The sequence below is a fragment of the Alphaproteobacteria bacterium genome (assembly GCA_040218575.1).
Lineage (GTDB): Bacteria > Pseudomonadota > Alphaproteobacteria > JAVJRE01 > JAVJRE01 > JAVJRE01.
This window is the reverse complement of sequence record JAVJRE010000003.1, coordinates 440001-460387: the sequence shown is the minus strand read 5'-3', so window position 1 is coordinate 460387 and position 20387 is coordinate 440001. Positions and strand designations below refer to the sequence as shown.

Annotated in this window: 16 protein-coding genes (1 of these 16 only partly in view); 2 read left to right on the top strand and 14 right to left on the bottom strand. The window is 53.9% G+C overall.

The genetic code is table 11. The features are described from left to right. Positions 1-591 precede the first annotated feature (591 nt). The 14 genes from rfbC to RIE31_05770 all read right to left on the bottom strand — a co-directional run bounded on the left by rfbC (position 592) and on the right by RIE31_05770 (position 19243). Positions 592-1200, bottom strand: a complete 609-nt coding sequence (rfbC, locus tag RIE31_05835) for a dTDP-4-dehydrorhamnose 3,5-epimerase (GenBank protein ID MEQ8640108.1) — start codon at positions 1198-1200, stop codon at positions 592-594. A 3-nt stretch (positions 1201-1203) separates the two neighbouring features. Continuing rightward, positions 1204-2490, bottom strand: coding sequence for a hypothetical protein (locus RIE31_05830; GenBank protein MEQ8640107.1), 1287 nt, complete (start codon positions 2488-2490; stop codon positions 1204-1206). Position 2491: 1 nt separating this feature from the next. Next, a complete protein-coding gene (locus RIE31_05825; protein ID MEQ8640106.1) occupies positions 2492-3697 on the bottom strand; it encodes a polysaccharide pyruvyl transferase family protein in 1206 nt (401 codons plus the stop codon). A 95-nt stretch (positions 3698-3792) separates the two neighbouring features. Beyond that, on the bottom strand, positions 3793-4788 hold the full coding sequence (gene galE / locus RIE31_05820) for a UDP-glucose 4-epimerase GalE (GenBank protein ID MEQ8640105.1): 996 nt from the start codon (positions 4786-4788) through the stop codon (positions 3793-3795). A gap of 113 nt (positions 4789-4901) precedes the next feature. Next, positions 4902-6092, bottom strand: a complete 1191-nt coding sequence (locus RIE31_05815; GenBank protein MEQ8640104.1) for a polysaccharide pyruvyl transferase family protein — start codon at positions 6090-6092, stop codon at positions 4902-4904. 38 nt (positions 6093-6130) lie between these two features. Continuing rightward, a complete protein-coding gene (locus RIE31_05810; protein ID MEQ8640103.1) occupies positions 6131-7453 on the bottom strand; it encodes a glycosyltransferase family 4 protein in 1323 nt (440 codons plus the stop codon). Further along, on the bottom strand, positions 7440-9635 hold the full coding sequence (locus tag RIE31_05805) for a hypothetical protein (protein MEQ8640102.1): 2196 nt from the start codon (positions 9633-9635) through the stop codon (positions 7440-7442). The genes RIE31_05810 and RIE31_05805 overlap by 14 nt, the downstream gene beginning before the upstream one ends. Before the next feature lie 84 nt (positions 9636-9719). After that, on the bottom strand, positions 9720-10505 hold the full coding sequence (locus RIE31_05800; GenBank protein MEQ8640101.1) for a hypothetical protein: 786 nt from the start codon (positions 10503-10505) through the stop codon (positions 9720-9722). Between the two features lie 19 nt (positions 10506-10524). Continuing rightward, positions 10525-11787 (bottom strand): glycosyltransferase family 4 protein, encoded by a 1263-nt coding sequence (locus tag RIE31_05795; protein MEQ8640100.1) that lies wholly within the window; start codon positions 11785-11787, stop codon positions 10525-10527. Next, on the bottom strand, positions 11784-12629 hold the full coding sequence (locus tag RIE31_05790; GenBank protein ID MEQ8640099.1) for a class I SAM-dependent methyltransferase: 846 nt from the start codon (positions 12627-12629) through the stop codon (positions 11784-11786). Before RIE31_05790 ends, RIE31_05795 begins: the two co-directional genes overlap by 4 nt. After that, on the bottom strand, positions 12626-14872 hold the full coding sequence (locus RIE31_05785; GenBank protein ID MEQ8640098.1) for a glycosyltransferase: 2247 nt from the start codon (positions 14870-14872) through the stop codon (positions 12626-12628). The genes RIE31_05790 and RIE31_05785 overlap by 4 nt, the downstream gene beginning before the upstream one ends. Positions 14873-14938: 66 nt before the next feature. Beyond that, on the bottom strand, positions 14939-15733 hold the full coding sequence (locus RIE31_05780) for a calcium-binding protein (GenBank protein ID MEQ8640097.1): 795 nt from the start codon (positions 15731-15733) through the stop codon (positions 14939-14941). Between the two features lie 340 nt (positions 15734-16073). Next, positions 16074-17456, bottom strand: coding sequence for an HlyD family type I secretion periplasmic adaptor subunit (locus RIE31_05775; GenBank protein MEQ8640096.1), 1383 nt, complete (start codon positions 17454-17456; stop codon positions 16074-16076). After that, positions 17453-19243: a type I secretion system permease/ATPase gene (locus RIE31_05770; GenBank protein MEQ8640095.1), complete on the bottom strand. Its 1791-nt coding sequence runs from the start codon at positions 19241-19243 to the stop codon at positions 17453-17455. Before RIE31_05770 ends, RIE31_05775 begins: the two co-directional genes overlap by 4 nt. Positions 19244-19568: 325 nt before the next feature. Here RIE31_05770 and RIE31_05765 point away from each other — a divergent pair, with 325 nt between their 5' ends. Both RIE31_05765 and RIE31_05760 read left to right on the top strand, forming a co-directional pair. Then, positions 19569-20069, top strand: coding sequence for a MarR family transcriptional regulator (locus RIE31_05765; GenBank protein MEQ8640094.1), 501 nt, complete (start codon positions 19569-19571; stop codon positions 20067-20069). Then, positions 20066-20387, top strand: partial view of a glycosyltransferase gene (locus RIE31_05760; protein MEQ8640093.1) — the 5' portion only. Its footprint extends 878 nt past the window's final position; only the first 322 of its 1200 coding nucleotides appear in the window; its start codon is at positions 20066-20068; its stop codon lies beyond the right edge, outside the window. Before RIE31_05765 ends, RIE31_05760 begins: the two co-directional genes overlap by 4 nt.

The following is a 20387-nucleotide window of genomic DNA, read 5'->3' as shown; positions in this document are numbered from 1 at the left end:
GTTACCACAAACCAATTAATCTCAATCAAAGCCGAAGCCTCAATCCAAACCAATCGGTCCGTCGTCTCCAGGATGCACAGACTTTTGCGCCATAACGCTGCCCGCGCATCCCTTCCTACTGATCAACAATGTCAAAGAACTAAACAAGGACCGAAGCCCTAAATCCCGACCGGAACACCTCGCCGCTCCGCAGCGCCGCACCCCGTCGGTGGAGGCGGGTTATAGGGCCCTAATCCAAACCTGTAAATACCTTTCTGAGGAAAAATGTCAGAAAACTGTAAAACAGGTCAAAACCCCGACTTACCCCAAGGATTTTCGCCAAATACGTGTCATTTCCAGAGAGTTTTGTTCGTGTTTTTGTGCAGAATGCCGTCTTCCATTGCAATTCACCGGCCGAAAATTCCCCCGACGGGCGGATACAATGAAATCTGATTCGCCCATCGCGAATCACAGCGCCACCGCAACAGCATCACACCAACCATTATGACATTATATATAGAGTGTCACGATCGCACCGATAGTCGCCGCCCCGGAGACCGGTCAGGGATATTGCATTCACACAGGAACAGAGCAGAGCAGAGCAAGACATCATTATATAAAGCCGTCGATTTGCTGAAATCCGCTGCTGGTTGGCATCCCTGCCGAAACATAAGCCTGCGTATCTATGAAGCGTTTTAAATCGAGGTCTTTTTTCGACAGCACCGGCTGTTGCCCATAAAGTTCCCAGTCAATGCGCAGATCGGGATCGTTCCAGAGAATCCCGCGTTCATGATCCGGGCTGTAATAGTTTGAAGCCTTGTACATAACGTGTGTATCGGGCCGCAAAGTCTTGAAGCCATGCGCGAACCCTTCGGGGATCCAGAGCTGATACCAGTTATCCGAGCTGAGTTCGATTTTGATATGGCGTCCAAACGTCGCCGAATGCGGACGAATATCGACCGCCACATCCATGATCGCCCCCTGTGTTACACGAACCAGTTTCCCTTGTGCATAAGGGGCTGTTTGATAATGCAGGCCGCGAAGGGTGTTGATCGGCTGGCTGATTGACTGGTTTTCCTGCACCAGATCAACTTCACCGACTGCATCGCGAAATTCGTCATTGCGAAAGATTTCGGCAAAGACGCCACGGGCATCGCGATGCCGGTTGGGCACAAACAGAACCGGGCCATCAATATCAAATGCATTAAATTCCATAGGCATTGGTTAGTCCTCCTTGATCGTGATCGGAACACGGATCAGTTGGCGCGGAACACGCCAGCGGTCTTTGTAAGGTTTGGGCACCAGACGGACGAAGAGAAGGCTGGCGTCATTATCAACGGTGCCAAACAAGCGATCCCGACTGTCTTCATCAATGATTGCCGGATAGGCGACAAACGGATCACCTTTTTCCGCATCCCGGCGCAACGGTTGTTGATAGAGGAGTCTGGGCTCCGACCAGTTTTTCAGATCATCGGAGACCGAATAAAAGAAACCGGCAATATCTGGCGCGTCCTTTTTGCGGATGCGATGGAGATAGACGGTAATAAAGTTGTTGGTTGCTTCATCGCGGACCAAGCCGCGGATCGACGAAACACCGACCGGCCCGACACGTGCACATTCCGTCTTATTTACTGTCCATCCCTGTTCACCGAGAACGGCTGCCTCTTCGAAAGCCGTGCCATTCCAGACATCCCACCGAGATGGATCATTGGCCGGGGCGCGGACAAGACAGTTGCGTGATTCTTCCCAGTTATCCGCCCGGCGCCAGACAATGGCATAAAGATAGTTCTGCCATGGCATGATGTTGGTCACCGTCACGTAACTTGGCGCGCGTTTGCGATCATCGCGGTAAGGTTCTGGTGGTGGAAACGGTGCGTGGTGCGGCGGATTACCGAGATAGCCAAATGTCTTGCCGCCGTCGGTGGATTTCAATGTCACCAGCCCGTTGATCCAGCAATCGGTGCGTTTGGTGCGCCCTTCGCACGGCATGTCATGGCGATAGGGCATGAAACTGGCACTGCCAAGGGCGTAGACTTCCTGCCCGTCATTTGTATAGACCGCCTGCAACCATGTCCGGTCATCAAGAAGTTCGGGCAGCGCCTTACCGGCGGCCATAAAACGGCTGTCGCAATCAGGCTTGAGACTGTCAAAGCCGTAGCCAACAAATGCACGGTTTTGAAAATTGGGCGCAAACAGGACCATCTCGCCCTTGGCATTGCGAAAGGCCCTTGCCGGAGAGTCGGGTAAATGATGGTTGTCACATCCCGAAATGTCGCTGTCAAAGATGACGGTTTCAGGCCCCGAAACCGTGACCTCGGTTGCCTGTACCGCAGGGCTCCAGCCGATGAAGCCACCAAGTGACGCCCCGGCAATAAACGCCGTCAGTCCAGCAAAACGTCTTGATCGGATCCACGAGCGCACGAAAGGTTTCCTTTTAATGGTCGAATGGAGGGTGTCGTCGAAAAGTCGGCGCGCAGCGGTTTTGGGGAACCGCTGCGCGCCAGTCAGCATGTCACGCCGCCTCTGCGACAATCGGGGCCGGGGTCGAGCCCAGACGGTGTGCCATGCTGTTTTCTTCAAGGAACTTTTTCAGTTCGCCGAAACGCTTCTGATAGGTTTTTTCAAACAGATCAAAATCGGCATTGTCCCAAGCTTCCTCGAACGAAAATTTGTCCATGTAACGCCCGTCGATATACGGGATTCCAAGCGTCTTGACGAATTCCCGGGTACGGGTGTCATAGGTGACGTAAAGGGCTGGAACTTCGTTGGCCAGCGCCAGAAGATTGCCGTGCAAACGGAACCCGGTCACCGCATCAAGGCATTGTTCAGCCTTTTCGAAATCGATCACACTTTCGAACACCGAAAGCGATGATTTATAAAGACCAAGCAGCGGATCACGCGGACCATAAAGCCACTTTTCAGCGGTCAATTTGGCAACCGCGTCATCCATGACCTGATCATAGTTTTCGACCTGTTTTGAGCGGGCATAATATATCTGCTTTTCTTCCAGCTCACCGGCACAGAGAATTTCGGTATCATATCGTTCGGCCAGTGTGCGCAGCATGTAGCGTTGCAATGTCTGGAAACCATGCGTCTTGCGACGCAGGGTGAAACCGAGCTTTTTGATCGCGGATGCTTCGATCCGGGGCAATTTCAGTTCCGGCTTGCAATGACGAAACGCCGTCGGGCACCCGAAGATGCGAACATTTTTGATGCCGATAGAATTCAGCGCCTTTTTCGACAGATTGCCGCGCACACCAAGCGTGGTTGACCGATCGGAAATCAGCTGCAGAAAGCGCTTGGTTGACTCGTTGACATATTCCTCGGAATTGTCGGGCACCTGAACACCAATACCAAAGGCAATCACCGGCACCTTGGTCTTTTCAAGAACAGCGGTAATCGGGTCCCATTGACCGTTGGTGTTGATATAGTTTGAACCGCGCAGGAAGAGGTAATCAAGCTCGTTGATTTTTTCGATCTGGGTTTCGGAAAGTTTGCCGTCGGCGGGCACATAAATCGGGAACAGTTCGGCATAATCAAGAATGCGCAGTGAAGAGTCATAGACAAAGCAGTCACCGATATTGGTAAACAGCGTCTTTGCCTTTTCCGGTGCATTCCAGGTATGGGTCACAACACCAATTTCGCCTTCAACCCGTCCTGCGGGCATCAGAACGCCGATGCGTGGTTTGGTGTTCCCGGTCGGGAGTATCTGGTCCATTTTCGTAAACTCCTGCGATACTGGTTCGGGCCGTTTTCCGGCATTACTGTGAACCGTTGCTCGTGTTTGTTGGTGCAGGATGGCAAGCACCCGGGTCAGGCGGCATCCACCTGACGTGCTTTAAGGCTTTCTTCCCAGTCAAGCGCATGGCGCACGATGGCTTCAAGATCATCATATTCCGGTGTCCAGCCGAGCTTTTCACGAACCCGGTCGGCAGCTGCGATCAGTGCTGCCGGATCCCCAGGACGGCGTTCGGCACGCTCCACCGCGAAATCAATACCTGAAACACGTTTAACCGCACCGATGACTTCCTTGACGGAGAAGCCACGACCGTAACCGCAATTCATCACGTCGCTTTCGCCGCCTTTTTCAAGATATTCAAGTGCGAGAATATGCGCCTTGGCGAGATCGCTGACATGGATGTAATCACGAATGCATGTTCCATCAGGTGTGTCATAATCTTCGCCATAGATTGCCATCTGAGGCCGCGCACCCGTCGCCGTTTGACTGGCGATTTTAATTAAATGCGTGGCTTTGCGCGATGTCTGGCCTGACCGGCCTTTTGGATCCGCACCGGCAACATTGAAATAGCGAAGCGCAACATAGCGAAGATCATGGGCGATCGCGGCATCGGCCAGCATCTTCTCGGTCATCATCTTCGATGTGCCATAGGGCGAGATCGGTTTGAGCGAAAAGTCCTCAAGGATCGGGGTGGTTTTGGGTTCGCCGTAAACACCCGCTGTTGAGGAAAAGATGAAATGTTCGATTCCGCTATCAACAGCAGCCTGCGCCAGCGCGCGGGAATTCACCGTGTTGTTGTAATAGTAATCCAGCGGATAGATCACGGATTCCGGAACGATGATTGAGCCGGCGAAATGCATGATTGCCGTAACATCATGTTCGGCAATAACCCGGCGCACCAGATCATAATCACCACAATCACCTTCAACGAACGCCGCCCCTGTGGGAACGGCCCAACGATATCCTTGTGAAAGGTTGTCAAGAACGACGACATTGCGTCCGCCATCAAGAAGTGCCAGTGCTGCGTGACTACCGATATATCCTGCGCCACCCGTTACAAGTACAGTCATTGCGATGTCTCCTTGTTGATTTAGCCCGGTTTTTTCCGGACATATCTGGGAAGGCACAGCCACCGCTCATGGCTCCATACCGGAGCCGTCAAAGTGGCTGTACCGGATGGGGGTCATGCGACCTTTCGTTCTAGCTGCCTGTCGGCATTCATGACATCGACCATTTTGTGATCGATATTGTTTTCCGTCAGGAACAGCGCCATCTCGCGGTAGGTCTGGAACCAGGCACGGTTGAACTTGTCGAACAGGTCCTGTTTCCAGTAGTCCTCAAGCACGAATTCCTTTTCCGAGAACACGTCATAAGACGGGATCTGATAGGTTTCGGCGAATTCGACTGTCCGGCTGTCATAGGTGAAATAGATCGACGGAACACCGTTCGACAACGCCATCAGATTGCCGTGCAGGCGATAGCCAAGCACACAATCCTTCTGGCGTACGAGGTCTTCGTAATCCGATACCACATCGGAATAGAACAGTTTCTCGCGATAGAGACGTTCCATCGTGTCATCGAGATACCAGTTCTTGACCCAGTCATTGTTTTTAAGCGCCTGCATGGCTTCTTCGCGCTGGACGTTAGAGCCAAAGACCAGTTTTTTTTCTTCGGGTTCGCCCTGCGCCATCAGGGTTATGTCATCAAACCGACCGGCAAGATGTTTGACCAGATCCCGGTGGAAGGTCAGATAGCGTTTGATGTCCTGGGCATATGCCGGTGACACTTCACGGCGGAGCGTGATGCCAACATTTTTCACGCTTTCAAGTGACGGCAATTTAATGCGCATGTCGGGATTGTTCTGACGGAAGGCCGTCGGGCACCCGACGATCCGGACATTGGTAATGCCAAGATCCCACAAAACCTGTGCTGTATATGCACCACGCACACCGATGGATGTTGTTGAATCCGCCATCATGTGCAGAACGGTTTTGGTCTGTTCAGACAGTTCGATCTTGCCCTTTACCGGGGCTTGCGCACCAATCCCGAAACCCAGAACCGGCAGCTTCAACCGTTTAAGAACATCAATGGTATTGCGCCAGTCCATGTCCGAATGGATGTAGTTCGAGCCGCGCAGGAAGACATAGTCATATTCCTCGCGAAGGCGGTCGATGTCTTCCATCTTGGGGTCGGCAATCGGCAGGACACCAAGCTTGTCGTAGTTCATCAGCTTCAGAGATGAATCAAAGACGAAAGCATCACCAATGTTGTGGTAGTGATTGATGCTTTTTTGAACATCCTGATAGTTGTACCACCGGACGCAGTCGTGGTCGTAGACTTCGCCCGACGGGATCATTACGAGAACGCGCGCCATATTGTGTCTCCTTGGTTGATCACGTTTTTGTTCTGAATTCATGCCGTGCTTGCCACGCTTTGCGGCGTAGCAGCCTTTACGGATTGCAGGCGCGTTTTCAGAACCTCCCGATACTGCGCGAGATGTTCCTCGGCGCATTCCTGATAGGTCGTCACACGGGGAATCCCCCCGCGCATCCGGTCCCAGACTTTATTGTCGCTAAGAACTTCGATAAGGCGGTCGGCCAGGTCTTCGGCACTGCCAACACGGAAATGCAGACCATTGACGCCATCGGTGATTTTTTCGGCCATCCCGCCAATGTTCGAACAGATCATTGGCCGGCCGTGGAAGAAGGCTTCCTGAATGACAACTGGCGAGTTTTCCCACCAGATCGACGGAATGATCGTCCAGTCGGCAAGTTCCATCAGCTTGGGCATCTCGGTGTTCTGATAAGCCCCGTAAAAGCGGACCCGATCACCGGCCTTTTCAATCAGGTCATGGACCTTGTCCTGATATTCCTGAGGTTGCCGATCAAGATTGCCGCCAAAGATCATCAACCGTGCATCATCGCCCCAGATTTCATCGGGAACACGACCCACCGCATCAAGTAAGATGTCTGCACCCTTGAACATTGTCAGTTGGCCGAAAAAGGCAAAGCGTGACCGGCGTGACTGTGTTTTTGACAGCGGGCGGTCCTTGGCCCGTTCATTGATGTCCAGACCATTTTCGATCACCGACATCTTTTCGGCCTTCATGCCCCAATCGATGAACCGGTTGGCCAGAAACTCACTGGGCGACACATAATGGTCGGCCAGTTCAAGCATGGCCTTGATGAACCGTTCCCGGCGCAGAAAGGATGCCGGTGAAATGTCGGGGAAACACCCGTTGCATTCGATCGGACTTGCCCGGTTACACAGCTTGGTCCCACCGCTTTTGAGCATCTGTCCGTGGTTATGGCAGATGGTCAAAAACTCGTGGAATGTGAAGAATATCGCCGTTTCGGGCAGGGCTTCGCGGATCGCATAGATCGTCTCAAGCCCAAGGCCAAGATAGTGATGGAAATGAACCACATCGGGTTCGTAATCCCGCACGAAACGCAGGAAATCACGATCAATTTCATCCGTACTGCCATTTGACAGCAGGAAATGATCATAGTTCTCCGCGTGATACAGGATTTCATTGTCCTTCTGACGCAGGCTCATCAATGCGGATGCACCATGGCGCGGCACTGGGTTACCAACACGGGCAAGATAGAAACTTTCCACCCCTTCGATGGCGTTTAAACCCTTATGAAGGTTGTATGAGGCCACTTCGGCCCCGCCCAGCGAGATGCTGGGATGGCCATGCGAAATTACGAGGACACGCAAATCAGTCGACGGCATTGTTGTGGCTCCGCAGGTTTGAGACGACCAATGACCAGCGGCGATCAAACGCCCAGCGGTCAAGACGATGCGAAAGTTCCTCCCAGGCAGGGGCGTTGCTTATGGATTGTTCGCTGCCCAGTACTTCTACTTCGGGGATCCAGAAGGATGGCGTGCCCGCCATGCGCAGCTTCAGCGCAAGGTCGAGGCTTTTTTCAGCCGGGCCGATATAGCCACGGGTGAACCCTTCAATATCGACAAATGCCTTACGCGGCAGGATGCAGCATTCCAGCGTCCCGGCACTGACTTCTTCGGGTTCGGCATCGGCAAGTACCGCGCACGGATAGCCAACGTAACGATCCGACAGATATTGTCCGCCCTTGGCATCGCCATCGATCCATGTACCCGCCCAGCGCACGGAATCGTCTTCAAACAGGATTGTTGGCGATACCAATGCTTTGCTGCCGCGCTTGCGATAGGCCGCAAGCAGCTGATCAAACCAGCCGTCATCGCGTGGCAGAATGTGGGCCGATACGAGAGCGACGGTTTCCGAATTGGTTGCGGAAACCCCGACTTCGAGCGCGTCACAGAAATCCTCGACCCCTTCGGCAAAGACGATCCGGGTATTGAGTTTGTAAAAGGCTGCAAGGCGCAGCATATCGCTGCCAACCTGATCAAAACTTTCAACCGGACCGGCAATGACAATCGGCAAATGACGGGTTGCCTGATCAAGCCCCAGAAGGGCGATGGTCACGCCGATATCATTGATGGTGTCATCAACACCCACCACCAGCGTGACCGGTGCATCTTCGTCAAAATCGCCAATATCGTGGGTATCGACCGCATAGGGGTTTTGGGCTGTCATGCCCTGCAACATCGGCCCGAACTGGCGTTCAATGCTGTTGGATGCCGTAACCGAACGCGGATCAAGTGACGGCAAGACCCGTGACAGAGCCTGACGCGCTGATGCGCGGGTCGGGTTTAACGGGCAATAAACCGGGAATGCATCAGAAAGACCAAGTTCAAGATATACCGGCTGATCGGATGCCGGGATGTCTTCAAGCGGGCAAAAAACAAGGAAACCATGATTGTTCCGCGCCGGATTAAGCCCCGAAAACATAGGATCATTGGCAAAGGCCCCGGTGACATCCGCACGCGATTGTCGCGTCCAGTGATCATCAATGCGAACAGCTTCCCCGCCAACCCGCAGCATGACATTCTCAGCCGAACGATCCGGGTCCAGCATCCAGCCCGAAATCAAGACCCCGCTGCCTTCGATCAAAAGCGAGAAATCAATCCCGATCCGAACAGGCCGATCAAGTTCCGACACTGTGTCGCGACCATCAAACCGATGTGCGGCCATTTGCAACTTATTCAGGATATTTTCCGGCGCACGCACCCGATCAAGAACTGAGCGGATATGGGCCGGGACATCGGGCGGCGCGACAAGAACACGCTGCTGGTAGACTTCGATGGAATACCAGCCTTCGCGTCCCCGGAAATAAACCCGTTTGAGCTTGCCGGGATTGATCGGCTTTTCACCCATCATAAGCCCGGTCACACCGGATGCTTCGTCGCCAAGATCATCGCGCTGAAAATCGGCACTGGTCAGTTCAGCCAGTATCGGCGCGTCGTCCATAGCAATCACACGGGTCCGCCCGACAGGGAAGTCGCTTGACCAACCCTGAATATAGACATCACCTTCTTCAAGGCCGCCAAGAACCTCGATAAAGCCGTTGCTGCGTGCTGCGATCTGAACCAGGGCGGCCACCTTGCGCAGGCGCTTCTTGTCCGGGTCCCCGGCAAGCAGGGCTTCGATCACACCGTCAATGACTGTGGCAAATGCAGGACCGGACTGATCCGCAACCGAGGAAAGAATGGATTCAATGCGCTGCTGACGGTTTTCAATCCGGTATTCCCGGGGTTTGCCCGCACCACGGAACAAGGCCGTTTTCAGGCGACGCTGGGATACATCCTTCATCGGCAACAGGGCAACGAAACCATAAGCATTTTCCTGATCGGTTTCATTGCGCCGCCAACTGATGACGGATGCCTGAACTTTGGCATCTGTCTGGCTGTTGAGATAAATATCAATCGTGGCAGGCAGGGCATTGCCGACTCCGACCATAAGCGCCAGACCTTCATCGACCAAGGCGGCGACGACAGTCCTACCATCCAAAGGCATTCCATCAGTTTCGTTCATGCCCGGGCCTCCTTGTGTTTACGGTGTTTGCCGTTTTTCCGGCTATGTGTCGTTTGCAGTGTGAAATGCGTCATGTTCTTGCGATCACCAGACAAAGGCGCCGATCGCCAGCCCTGCGGTCACACCAATCAGGCATGACAGAACCAGAAGCGGCGTTCTAAGGTCATTGGTATGACGTGCGGTTAAAACCGACAGCCGTTCGTCAAACCCGCCCAGTGACTTGTCGAAGCGAACCAGAAACACTTCGAGTTCATCGACACGGCTTGAAAGTTCTTCCTGACCGCTACGCACCAGCCGAACACCGGCCTCGATCCCGTCATCAGCTGATGCCAGTTCGTCCATCCGCTTTGACGCGCTGACCAAACGTTTGGCCGCTTCACGTTGACCATTCTGCAGGATGTGTTGTGCCGCCAAAAGCCGGTCGAGCCGATCCAGGATTTTGCCAAGTGGCGCATTAAGCGCAGTGTGCGCTTCCTGTTCGCTTTGTGACGGGATCTTCAGATCAATTTCTTCACTGGTTTCAGGGATGACCGCGCATACCGAAAGGCTTTCGACATTGGCCATTGCCGCATCAGGCAACTCGGCCTCAAAGGCGTGTTTGCCATCACCAATACCGTTGCGTCGCAAATCAACGCGTTCATTTTCCGCCGAGACACGCAGCAAGGCATGACCATTCAGACGAATAACGACTTCAACGCGTGCATCGGGACGTTCCGGCGACCAGACCCAGCCAAACAGCCGTTTCTGATCGATGGCATCAACCCGTCCTTCAAGGGTCGGTGTCGCTGATTTTGCATCTATCGGGGCAGCCGGGTGTGTGGCTGCCGGTTGGGCATTGTCTTCGACCGTCTGTTTTTCGGCGAGTGCCATAGAGCCCTCCTGGGTAGAATCAAGCGGCAACAAAATCAGGGCGGATCAACCGGCGAAACATTGTCAAATGTTCCTGGGCGACATCGTCAATCGCCGCCGGTGCACGGACGTGACCTGACAGTTTTTTCCAAAGTTTGGGATTGGTTGCGCAGTCCATCATGACGCGCGCCAGATCCGCCGGATCATCCGGGCGAACATGTATTCCGTCATGACCATCACGCACCATTTCAGCCATGCCGCCGATGCCGCTGGTGATCACTGGCCGGCCATGCTGGAAAGCTTCCTGAATGACGAGAGGGGCATTTTCCCACCAGATCGACGGCACAACGACCCAATCGACACGCGCCATCAGATCGGCAATGTCCTGACGCTCATAGGCGCCAAGGCGATGAACCTGTCGGCCGGTTGCGGTGAAAAGATTTTCCATCCGCTCGGTAAATTCGGTGGTCTGAAACAGGATGTCGCCATGGATACGAAGATGGAAATCAACATCGTCTTCAACCAGCATCTGGCTGGCCTTAAGCAATACATCCGCCCCCTTCCAGGGATTGAGATTGCCGAAATAACCAAACACATTGGGCATGCCCGGCCCCATATCGCGTTTTGGCGCGGCGGGAACCGGCAGACGACCGTTGCGCACAACCGCGATCTTTTCCGGGGCGATACCCCAATCGACATAGCGTTCCTTGAGGAACTCGCTGGGTGATATGAATTGGTCGACAACACGCAAATGATTGCGCAGATTGACCGACCGCATCGCGAACTGATCCGAGGTAAAACCGTCAAGACCACAGAACCGGCCAACCGCGTCCGCCTTGCTGTAGCGTTTCCGGGTGGTCCGATGGATCATCAGCCCGTCATTCGGACAGATCTGATAATAATCGTGCAGGGTCATGACGATCCGGCAATGCGGTAAAACGCGACGGATCAACATCGGCAATTCAATGCCCCACAGAACCAGATGGTGGATATGCACAACATCCGGGTCCCAGTCTTTCAGCAGGCGGGTAAAGTCCGGTGCCACGGCGTAAAGATCGGTTTGCGACATGTTGAACCGGTCGAAATGCCCAGCCCAGAACAACATCTCATCACCGGCATCATTGATTGCCTGAAAACTGGTTCCCGGGCGGCGTTCACGATGGACATCGTTTGTCGCCCCGACAAACAGGGCATCACATCCCGCCCGTTTGTAAGCATGAAAAAGATCATGGGCGAAGATTTCCGTCCCACCGGGATGCAGATCAGGATGATTGTGCGCAAGCACCATAATGCGGGGGTTCATGCGGATCTCCGTGGTTTTTCGGCAATCAGAATGTCCTGATAGTGTTCACCGGGTTCGCCCCGCCAATTGCCAAAGCTTTTTGTCCGGATTTCAAAGCCGGATGCCGTCAGGGCATTGTCGATAAACGCATCATCAAAACCGACAGCCGCCATCGGGTTTTCACCGCGCAAATACCAGCACGGTTGACCATCCGCCTTTTCAAAACCGGACAGGCGGGCATCACTTCCCGATTTTGCCGGATCATCTTCATGCCGAATGATGAATGCTGTCAGGAATATCCGACCGCCCGGACGCAGCACGCGAAACACCTCGGAACAATAGGTTTCGACTTCTTCCGGCGGCAGGTGGGTTGCCACCGAAATCATTGCCGTGAAATCGAACGTTCCATCCTGAAAAGGCAATCGCATGCCGCGTCCGCCGATGGACCCTTCGGGGTTATAAAGCGCGTTCTTGATGTCCTGCGCTTCGAACCGGAAATTCGGATAGAACGGTGTGATCGATCGTTTGCACCACTCAATCCCGTTTGCCACTGGATCAAGCCCGCGATAGATCGCTTCATTCGGATCAAGAAACTGGGTAAGCGGCACCGCAATCCGACCAATTCCGCACCCGATATCAAGAAAATCATCGGTCGGTTTCAAACCGGCACGGCGAACGAAATGACCAAGAAATTCCGCGCCGATCATCCGGTAATCGCCATCACCGACAAAGACGGCTTCTTCAGGCGGCACCGGCAGAAAATGATTAGCGATGATCTGTTCACACAACCAGTCGAGATGCGTTTCATCTAACGAATTGGCGGCCGGGGATTGATGTTCGGACAAGGCTAAGACCTGACTCATGCCGCGGCTCCCTGTTTGGATTTTGCAGTTGAACGTTGCTGGGGAACACCATTGGCATGGATGTCTTCAAGCATCCCGCGCCAACGCGCAGCATGAAGCCATGCGTTATATTCGGCAGCGACGCCGCGCATGTAATCGACATGGGTCGAGATCGACTTGCGTTCAAAGTGGTAAAGGCTGACATCGGGGATGTATTTGATGTCAAAGTCGGCTTTACGGATTTTCAGGCAAAGATCACTGTCTTCGTAATCACCGATTACGTAATCCTCGCTAAACCCGTCGACTGATTCAAACGCGTCACGGTGCAACATCATGCATGCGCCGGTAATCCCCGGAACTGATCGTTCAACATTGGCATCGCGGTACTGGTCGGGCATGCCTTTGTGGTAATGGTAATTCAGCCATTTACCGCTTTCGCTTTGTGCGAAATACATGCCTGCATGCTGGATGGAGCCATCTTCAAACAGAAGCTTCGGCCCAACGGCGGCAACTTCGTCGGGACCACCCATTTTCGATGCAAGCCCCTGCGCCCAGCCGGGCGTATGGGGGATCACATCGGAATTAAGCATCGCCAGAAGATGGGCGCGGGCGTTTTGCGCCCCGGCATTGCAGGCCCGCGCATAGCCACCATTTCGTGTCATCACGACCAAACGGACCGGGATGCCATATAAAATGTGCAGCCCCCGCAGAAGATGTTCACATTCTTCGGCCTGTTCGGGCGAATCCAGCACATAAATCAGTTCACAATTGGCCGCCACCCAAGGATCGCAGGCAAAGGCACCAACTTGCGCGCGTAAGAAACCAAGGACCCGGTAAAGCGGCACAATAATCGAAACATCCGGGTCAGCATGCGAAACGCCCATTTCGATGACGCGATCAACTGTTGCAGCGCCCATCAGTTTTTGCTGCAAATCCCCAATAACCGGGGCCAGACAGTTTTCGATGATCTCGTCGGTCAGGTGTTGCGGCGGCACGGCGCGCAAAATCCGCGCACGCGCCTCGGCCACGTCAATCGGCTGAGCCGGTGGCACCATCAAATGACGGTTTCCCGATGTCAGGCGCATCACGCTTCGCGGCTGCAGGATCGGTACAGGGCTTTGGATGTTTTCATAAAACCCGACAAACCCGGTTGCAGGAACTGTCTGATCTTCGTCCTGGACATTGCCGGAATAGCGATAGAAACCATCACCAAATGGATGGGCTGCACCATCACTATCAAGAAGATCGATACTTGCGATCATGTTGACAGGATCACGGTACCACCCCCCGATCAGGGTGCCGCGTGCTGTTGTAACGGCAAGATCGACTTCACCGCTGGGAAGTGACCCGCCCCCTGCAACGCGCTGGCTGGAAAGCGGGCAACGAAGTTGAAATTCAATCGCGGCCTTGCTGGCCTTCATGTCAGACCGTGCAAGCGCGCCAATAATATATTCGCGCAGGTCCGCATCAGACTTGCCACGCGTCTGCCACCAGCGCGACAGGGATGGCAGGTTCGTCGTACTGGCAAGTTTGCGAATGGCCAAGGTCCGCACGCCGGTCACCACCAGATAGGCACCGTCTTCGGTTCCGGCACGATCAGCAATCATATAGGCAAGATTCTGCCCGCGCGGCCCGCGATGACTGGTGTGCGGCAACAATGCCAGACGGCGGAAACCAGACGGGGAAACAATAAAAACGGCTTCGATATCGTTGAAAGCTTCCGGCAGCCCGGCTGCAACCAGCATTTTCTGGTCTGACAGTTTTGCCAGCGCCTGGGCGCGCTGCGGACGTTCAACAATTTCGGAAACCAGATCATTAAGGAAACGGTTGTAACTTTTGCTCAGACGCAGACGGAACATGCTTGCCCACATGCCAAGCAGCGTCGAGACCAGCGATAAACGACCCGCTGGCGTCACATTGGAAACCAGTAGAGAAGCATTGGCGAATTCAAAATCACCATCGGGTTCAACGGTGATTTCGTCCTTGCGGCCAAGTGTGCCCGCCTCGGCCAGAAACGAAACCGGTTCGTCCTTGGGACGGCGGATTACACGCAGTAACCGGGTTCCCCCGCTATTGAGCGGAAGACGCAAAGTCGCCTGCGGTGAAATCGCGTGACCATCAGCTGTTTCCAGCCGGGGAACCTCCCACAGACGGGTCGGCGTATCCCAGATCAGCATCAAAGTTTCGGGGTTGAGCAGACAAACGTCCGGCGCTTCGCCGGTCGTCCGCACAGCATCGGACGAAGCAAATTCAAGCATGATCATCTTTCACTTAACTTGAAGTTCAGGACGAAACGTCCGCAGCCGCAACTGCGGACGCCCTTCGTCGGATTACTGGACGCTAAAGAAGCTATCCGGATCGCCCTGTACGTCTTCTGCATCGACATTGTTAAGGGTGATGGAATCACCGTTACCAAGGTCAATAACCGTGTTGGCACCAACTTGCGTTGCACGCGCAGCAACGTCATCGGCACTTTCAATGCCGGTGTCGTTAATGTTGCTGCTAATGGAAAGCATGTCGTCGCCAGCATGGAAGTCCAGAACAACGTCGTTGCCGCCGCCGCCGGAGAATACGAATGTATCTCCACCTGAACCACCTGACAGAAGATCGTCGCCTGCGCCCCCATCGAGGACATCGTCCCCGGAGCCGCCAAGCATGACGTCGTCACCTTCGCCACCCTGGAGAACATCATTCCCAGAGCCACCAAGCATGACATCGTCCCCGGCACCGCCAAGTACGATATCGTCACCTGCACCGCCGATCAGGATATCGCTTCCTGATCCGCCGTCGAGAACGTCATTGTCCGAACCGCCAAGAATGGTATCGGAATCCGCACCACCTGACAGAACGTCTTCACCGGAGCCACCTAGTAAAAGGTCGCTGCCGTCGCCCCCAATCAGTGCATCGTCACCCGATCCACCAAACAGGACATCATTTCCTTCGCCACCAAGCGCAACATCGTCGCCCGATCCGCCGAACAAGGCATCATCGCCTTCTTCGCCAAACAGCACGTCGTCATTGCCCTGTCCGAAGATAGTATCGTCTCCGCCACGTCCAAAGATGACGTCACTGAAACGAGATCCGAGAAGCGCATCATCAAAGGCGCCGCCTTCGAGAGTTGCCATGTAATCCTCCTTCGTGTCCTAACATTACTGACATCGCGGGGATGTTTCCCTCACGAGAGGATGGCCGCTCCCTCCGGTCAATCTGAGCACCGAACCAGAACGGCCACTCAGAAAGACTACATTCTTTTACTTATTTTATGGATGGTATTGTCATGGTATTATTTTGTCAACATTATGACTTACTTAAAAGTTTACAGTAATTATTGATATAATATTTAAACAATATTCATTTTTGTTTTGTTTTTATTTAGTTTGAATTTCAATCAATATTTGCAAGAAAAAGGCTGCACCCGTTGCAAAACGGGGCAGCCTTGTTTGTACGATACCCTTTTCAGGCCGCTTATTCTTCGCGGAAAGCCCGGTCCATGCTCTGGACAATCGGGTCGATAAGGTAGTCAATTGCCTTGCGCGGGGTTTTGAGAACCAGAATATTTGCCGGCATCCCGGGCCGCAATTTGATCCCTTCGCGTTTTGCCAGCTCTTCTGGTGCGATCGCCGCGCGCAAAATGTAATAGGAACTGTCGCGCTGCTCGTCGACAGTCTGGTCAGGTGCGACATAAAGCACTTCACCTTCAAGCGGGGCAAGGCGCCGCTGGCTATAAGCCGTCAGGCGAATCTGCGCTTTTGATCCGACATGGACCGAGTCGATATCCTGCCGGTTGATCCGTGCTTCGATCACAAGCGGTTCGTCTTCGGGGATGATATCCATGATGGGCTCTGCCGGGCTGATCACACCGCCGGGTGTTCTGATCTGGATGTTGGCCACAGTTCCGCCTTGCGGTGCTTTGACCTCAAGACGGTTAAGCACGTCCTGACTGGCACGAATACGTTGCGTGACATCATTCAGGGCAATCTGGGCTTCCTGAATTTCAGTGGCGATGTCGCTTTGCCATTCCATTTCAATCGAGGCGAGATTGATTTCCGCCTCGGCCTTTTGTTGCTGGGCGGCGGCTTTTTGCGCCTTGAACTCGCCCATATCCCCGACAAGGTCTGACCAGTTGTTTTCTACTTCAACCAGCTGGGTCCGTGTTGCAAAACCCTTGTCTGCCAGTTGCCGGATGCCTTGAAGCTGCTCGGCAACAAGCTTTTCCTGACGGGTCCGGGCATCGATTTGCGATTCCAGTGCCTGTGCCTCGGCTTCAAACTGTTGGATCTGTTTTGCCTGTGCGTTGCGCTTGGCGGCATAAACCTCCTTGCGCTTGCTAAACAGGCTTTGCTCATCACTTAGGATATCGGCGACATATTGTTCGTCACTTGCGACAAGCTCCTGCGCAAAGGAGATGCTTTCCTGACCACGCTGCTCAGAACGCAGCCGTGCCAGTTTGGCCATCAGACCGAATCGCTCCCCACGCAGTTGCCCAAGTTCGGATTCACTACGTGTCCCGTCCAGCAGCGCCAGCGTCTGCCCCGCCGTGACCTTTTCGCCTTCTTCAACCAGCAGCTTTTTGAGAATGCCGCCCTCATAGTGGTTCACGACCTTTTTCTTGGAGTCGACAATCACCGAACCGGTGGCGACAGCCGCACTATCAAGCTCGGCGGTAAAGCCCCAGGTCAGAAAGCCACCAAACCCAAGGATGATAACAGCAAGCCCGGCAATGATCGGTTTGCGCAGACTTTGGCGTGAAGCCTGGCGTTCCTCTTCGAGAATCTGATGCCAGGAGATTTGCGGATCTTCGGTCGGAATAAGTGCACCGCCATCGTCGGCATTGATGACACGGGTCATGCCGCACCTCCATTTTGCCGGCTGCGTTTCACAGCAGGCAGGGATTTAATGTCTTCATCATCCTTGGTCATGCTGCGAATCACATCGGTTCGCTCACCGAACTGTTTGACCCGGCCATCCTGCATCACAAGCAGCTTGTCGGCGTATTGCATGATGCTTTGGCGATGCGCGATCAGAACAACCATCGCCCCGGCGTCGCTTGCCTGCCGAACCGCCCGGATCAGGGATGCCTCGCCCTCGGCATCAAGATTGGCATTGGGTTCATCAAGAACCAGAAGACGCGGCCAGCCATACAGCGCACGTGCCAGCGCAATACGCTGTTGCTGCCCGCCTGACAGTGTATGTCTTCCGGCACCAATCGGTGTGTCATAGCCAAGCGGCAGCCGCCCGATCATTTCATGGACACCGGCCGCACGGGCCGCATCGATGACACGGCGCGGATTCGCATCGCGCATCCGGCTTATATTTTCGCGAATTGTCCCGTTCAGAAGCGACACCGATTGCGGCAGATAGCCAACCATGTCGCCAAACGAACCGCGCTCCCACAAATAGGTACTGTGGCCGTCAAGATAAACACCACCTGCTGCGGGTTTGGCCGCCCCGACCAGTACGCGCGACAGGGTTGATTTACCCGCGGCCGACGGCCCGACCACGCCAAGAATTTCACCGGGCAGCAATTCAAAATTGATCCCGCGCAGAACCGGCACATTTGATCCGGGCACCGCATAGACCAGATTATCGACAACAAGTGGCCCTTCGGAACGCGGGGTTGGTTTGATTTCGCGCTCCGACTGGCTTTCTTCAAGCATCAAGCGGATTCGCTTCCATGACGACAGCGCACTAACCCATCCGCGCCAGTCGCGCGTCACATTGTCAAATGGCAACAGCAAACGCCCCATAATGACCGTGCCGCCAATCATCGCACCGGGCGAGGTTTCGCCACGAATGACAAGATAAGCCCCCATTGCCAGAACAAGGATCTGCAAGCCAAACCGTGCGGATCGCGTGATGCTGTACATGCCCTTGCTGCGCATATTGCCGATATCAAGCAGCTCGCTGGCATGGATCTGCGACTGACGCCAGCGCATCGAAAGTGCAGGCAACATGCCCATTGCTTCAATTGCTTCGGCGTTTGAAACGGTCGATCCGATATCGCCGATATTACGCAAATTGGCGTCCGTGCCTTCCTTTGTGACCTGACGCACCAGCAAATCACCCAACAGGCTAAGCCCGACCAGAAGCAAAACCCCGACCAGCCCGGCAATCCCGTAATAGGGATGCAGCGCGAACATCACGCCCAAAAAGATCGGTGACCAGATTGCTTCGAGCGGCGCACTGATCGTCGTGCCGGTGATGAAATTACGCAGGTCCGACAGATCGCGCAGGACCTGTGTTCCGTGCAAGGATCCCTTTTCAAGGGCGACGCGCATTGCCGCCGAAATGGCAGGCAAGTTCAGGCGACGCAAAAGCGATTTGGCCATTTCCTGAAACACAAGTGCGCGCAGGAAATCAAGGATGCCGTACAAAATGATCGCGGCAACAGCAATTGCGAGTAACAGCAAAAGCGTATCGGTACTTTGACTGTTAATAACCCGGTCATGCACTTGCAGCATGAACAGCGGGACTGTCAGTTGCAGCACATTGATAAAGCCGCTCATAAAGCCGGCCCAACCCAGTCCGCGCACGAACGTGAACCGGACCTCTCTGATCACTGAGCCGGCATCAAGTTCCGATCTCGCGTCCTTGGTTTCTGCGGGTTTTGCCAGCTTCTTGCGGCCAAAATGCATTGATTTTCATCCAATTAATCAAAAGTCATAGTTTTTCCGCAATCTACTCACATAGTTGCGATGACATGATGTTCTACAATAAATTTAAATATGTCGATCTCATGTTGATGATTTGGCAATGTAAAAACAAAATAATGGAAGTATTTCAAAAATAAAAACACTTTCGAAATACTTCTTAACTACGAGCAAAACTGTGGGAAGTAAGGGACGTGCGGAAAAATGTTCAAGATCCACGTCCCGTTATCTTCCCCCACACGATAATTGTGCTTAGTCCAAAGGGCTTGGCATCAACTCTCGCTTGGGACCAGATAACGGATCGGACAATATGACCGTCACTCATCTTGAACTGGCAAACACTGTCGAGCGCATATATCGGCGGTTTGCGGATCTGCTTCGGGTAGATCTTATTCGACTTGGCAAGGATGATATCAGCCCCGCGCAAGTGGCGCTGCTGTTCACCATTGGCGAAGATGAACTCTCGGTGCGTGATCTTCTTGATCGCGGCCATTACATGGGATCGAACGCATCCTATAACCTTAAACAGCTTGCCGATTCGGGCTATGTCGAACGCCAGATCATGGCGCGTGACAGGCGTTCCGCACGGATCAAACTAACCACCAAGGGCCATGAACTCTGTGAAGCTTTGCATGAGTTTCACGAAGAATATCACGATGCACTGGCCAGCAATCTTGAAGACCAACAGGAAATGGAGACGGCCTTACGCACCCTACGCCGGCTGGAAGAATTCTGGACGCAAACTCTCCGTTATGGCGGCATCCCGATGAATAGCGCCCTCCCGACACCAGAAGTCCGAAATCGCCGATGAAAATTGTCTTTGTCCATCGTAATGGGCCGGGACAGTTCGTACATCTAGCCTGTCATCTGGCGAATACCGGATGGCAGGTTACCTTTCTGTGCGAAACAATGAATGTCCGGCTGCCCGGGATTCGAACAGTTCGCCAGCGCGTAACACCCCCACCCCCATCAACGCCCTTTGCCAACTATCATCAGGAACTTGGCTTACAAGCAGCCACAACACTTGATGCATTGGTCCGTCAGGAAGGCCCGCCAGATATTGTCTTCGGCCATATCGGCTGGGGCAGCATGATGTTTGCCCGCGATGTATTGCCCAAGACACCGCTGC

Bases quoted from the DNA above. Each gene is read 5' to 3' on its own strand.
- RIE31_05785 (MEQ8640098.1), bottom strand. From the start codon at position 14,872: ATGATCATGCTTGAATTTGCTTCGTCCGATGCTGTGCGGACGACCGGC.
- RIE31_05795 (MEQ8640100.1), bottom strand. From the start codon at position 11,787: ATGAACCCCCGCATTATGGTGCTTGCGCACAATCATCCTGATCTGCAT.
- RIE31_05810 (MEQ8640103.1), bottom strand. From the start codon at position 7,453: ATGCCGTCGACTGATTTGCGTGTCCTCGTAATTTCGCATGGCCATCCC.
- galE (MEQ8640105.1), bottom strand. From the start codon at position 4,788: ATGACTGTACTTGTAACGGGTGGCGCAGGATATATCGGTAGTCACGCA.
- RIE31_05765 (MEQ8640094.1), top strand. From the start codon at position 19,569: ATGACCGTCACTCATCTTGAACTGGCAAACACTGTCGAGCGCATATAT.
- RIE31_05805 (MEQ8640102.1), bottom strand. From the start codon at position 9,635: ATGAACGAAACTGATGGAATGCCTTTGGATGGTAGGACTGTCGTCGCC.
- RIE31_05830 (MEQ8640107.1), bottom strand. From the start codon at position 2,490: ATGCTGACTGGCGCGCAGCGGTTCCCCAAAACCGCTGCGCGCCGACTT.
- RIE31_05790 (MEQ8640099.1), bottom strand. From the start codon at position 12,629: ATGAGTCAGGTCTTAGCCTTGTCCGAACATCAATCCCCGGCCGCCAAT.
- RIE31_05780 (MEQ8640097.1), bottom strand. From the start codon at position 15,733: ATGGCAACTCTCGAAGGCGGCGCCTTTGATGATGCGCTTCTCGGATCT.
- RIE31_05815 (MEQ8640104.1), bottom strand. From the start codon at position 6,092: ATGGCGCGCGTTCTCGTAATGATCCCGTCGGGCGAAGTCTACGACCAC.
- RIE31_05775 (MEQ8640096.1), bottom strand. From the start codon at position 17,456: ATGACCCGTGTCATCAATGCCGACGATGGCGGTGCACTTATTCCGACC.
- RIE31_05825 (MEQ8640106.1), bottom strand. From the start codon at position 3,697: ATGGACCAGATACTCCCGACCGGGAACACCAAACCACGCATCGGCGTT.
- rfbC (MEQ8640108.1), bottom strand. From the start codon at position 1,200: ATGCCTATGGAATTTAATGCATTTGATATTGATGGCCCGGTTCTGTTT.
- RIE31_05800 (MEQ8640101.1), bottom strand. From the start codon at position 10,505: ATGGCACTCGCCGAAAAACAGACGGTCGAAGACAATGCCCAACCGGCA.
- RIE31_05770 (MEQ8640095.1), bottom strand. From the start codon at position 19,243: ATGCATTTTGGCCGCAAGAAGCTGGCAAAACCCGCAGAAACCAAGGAC.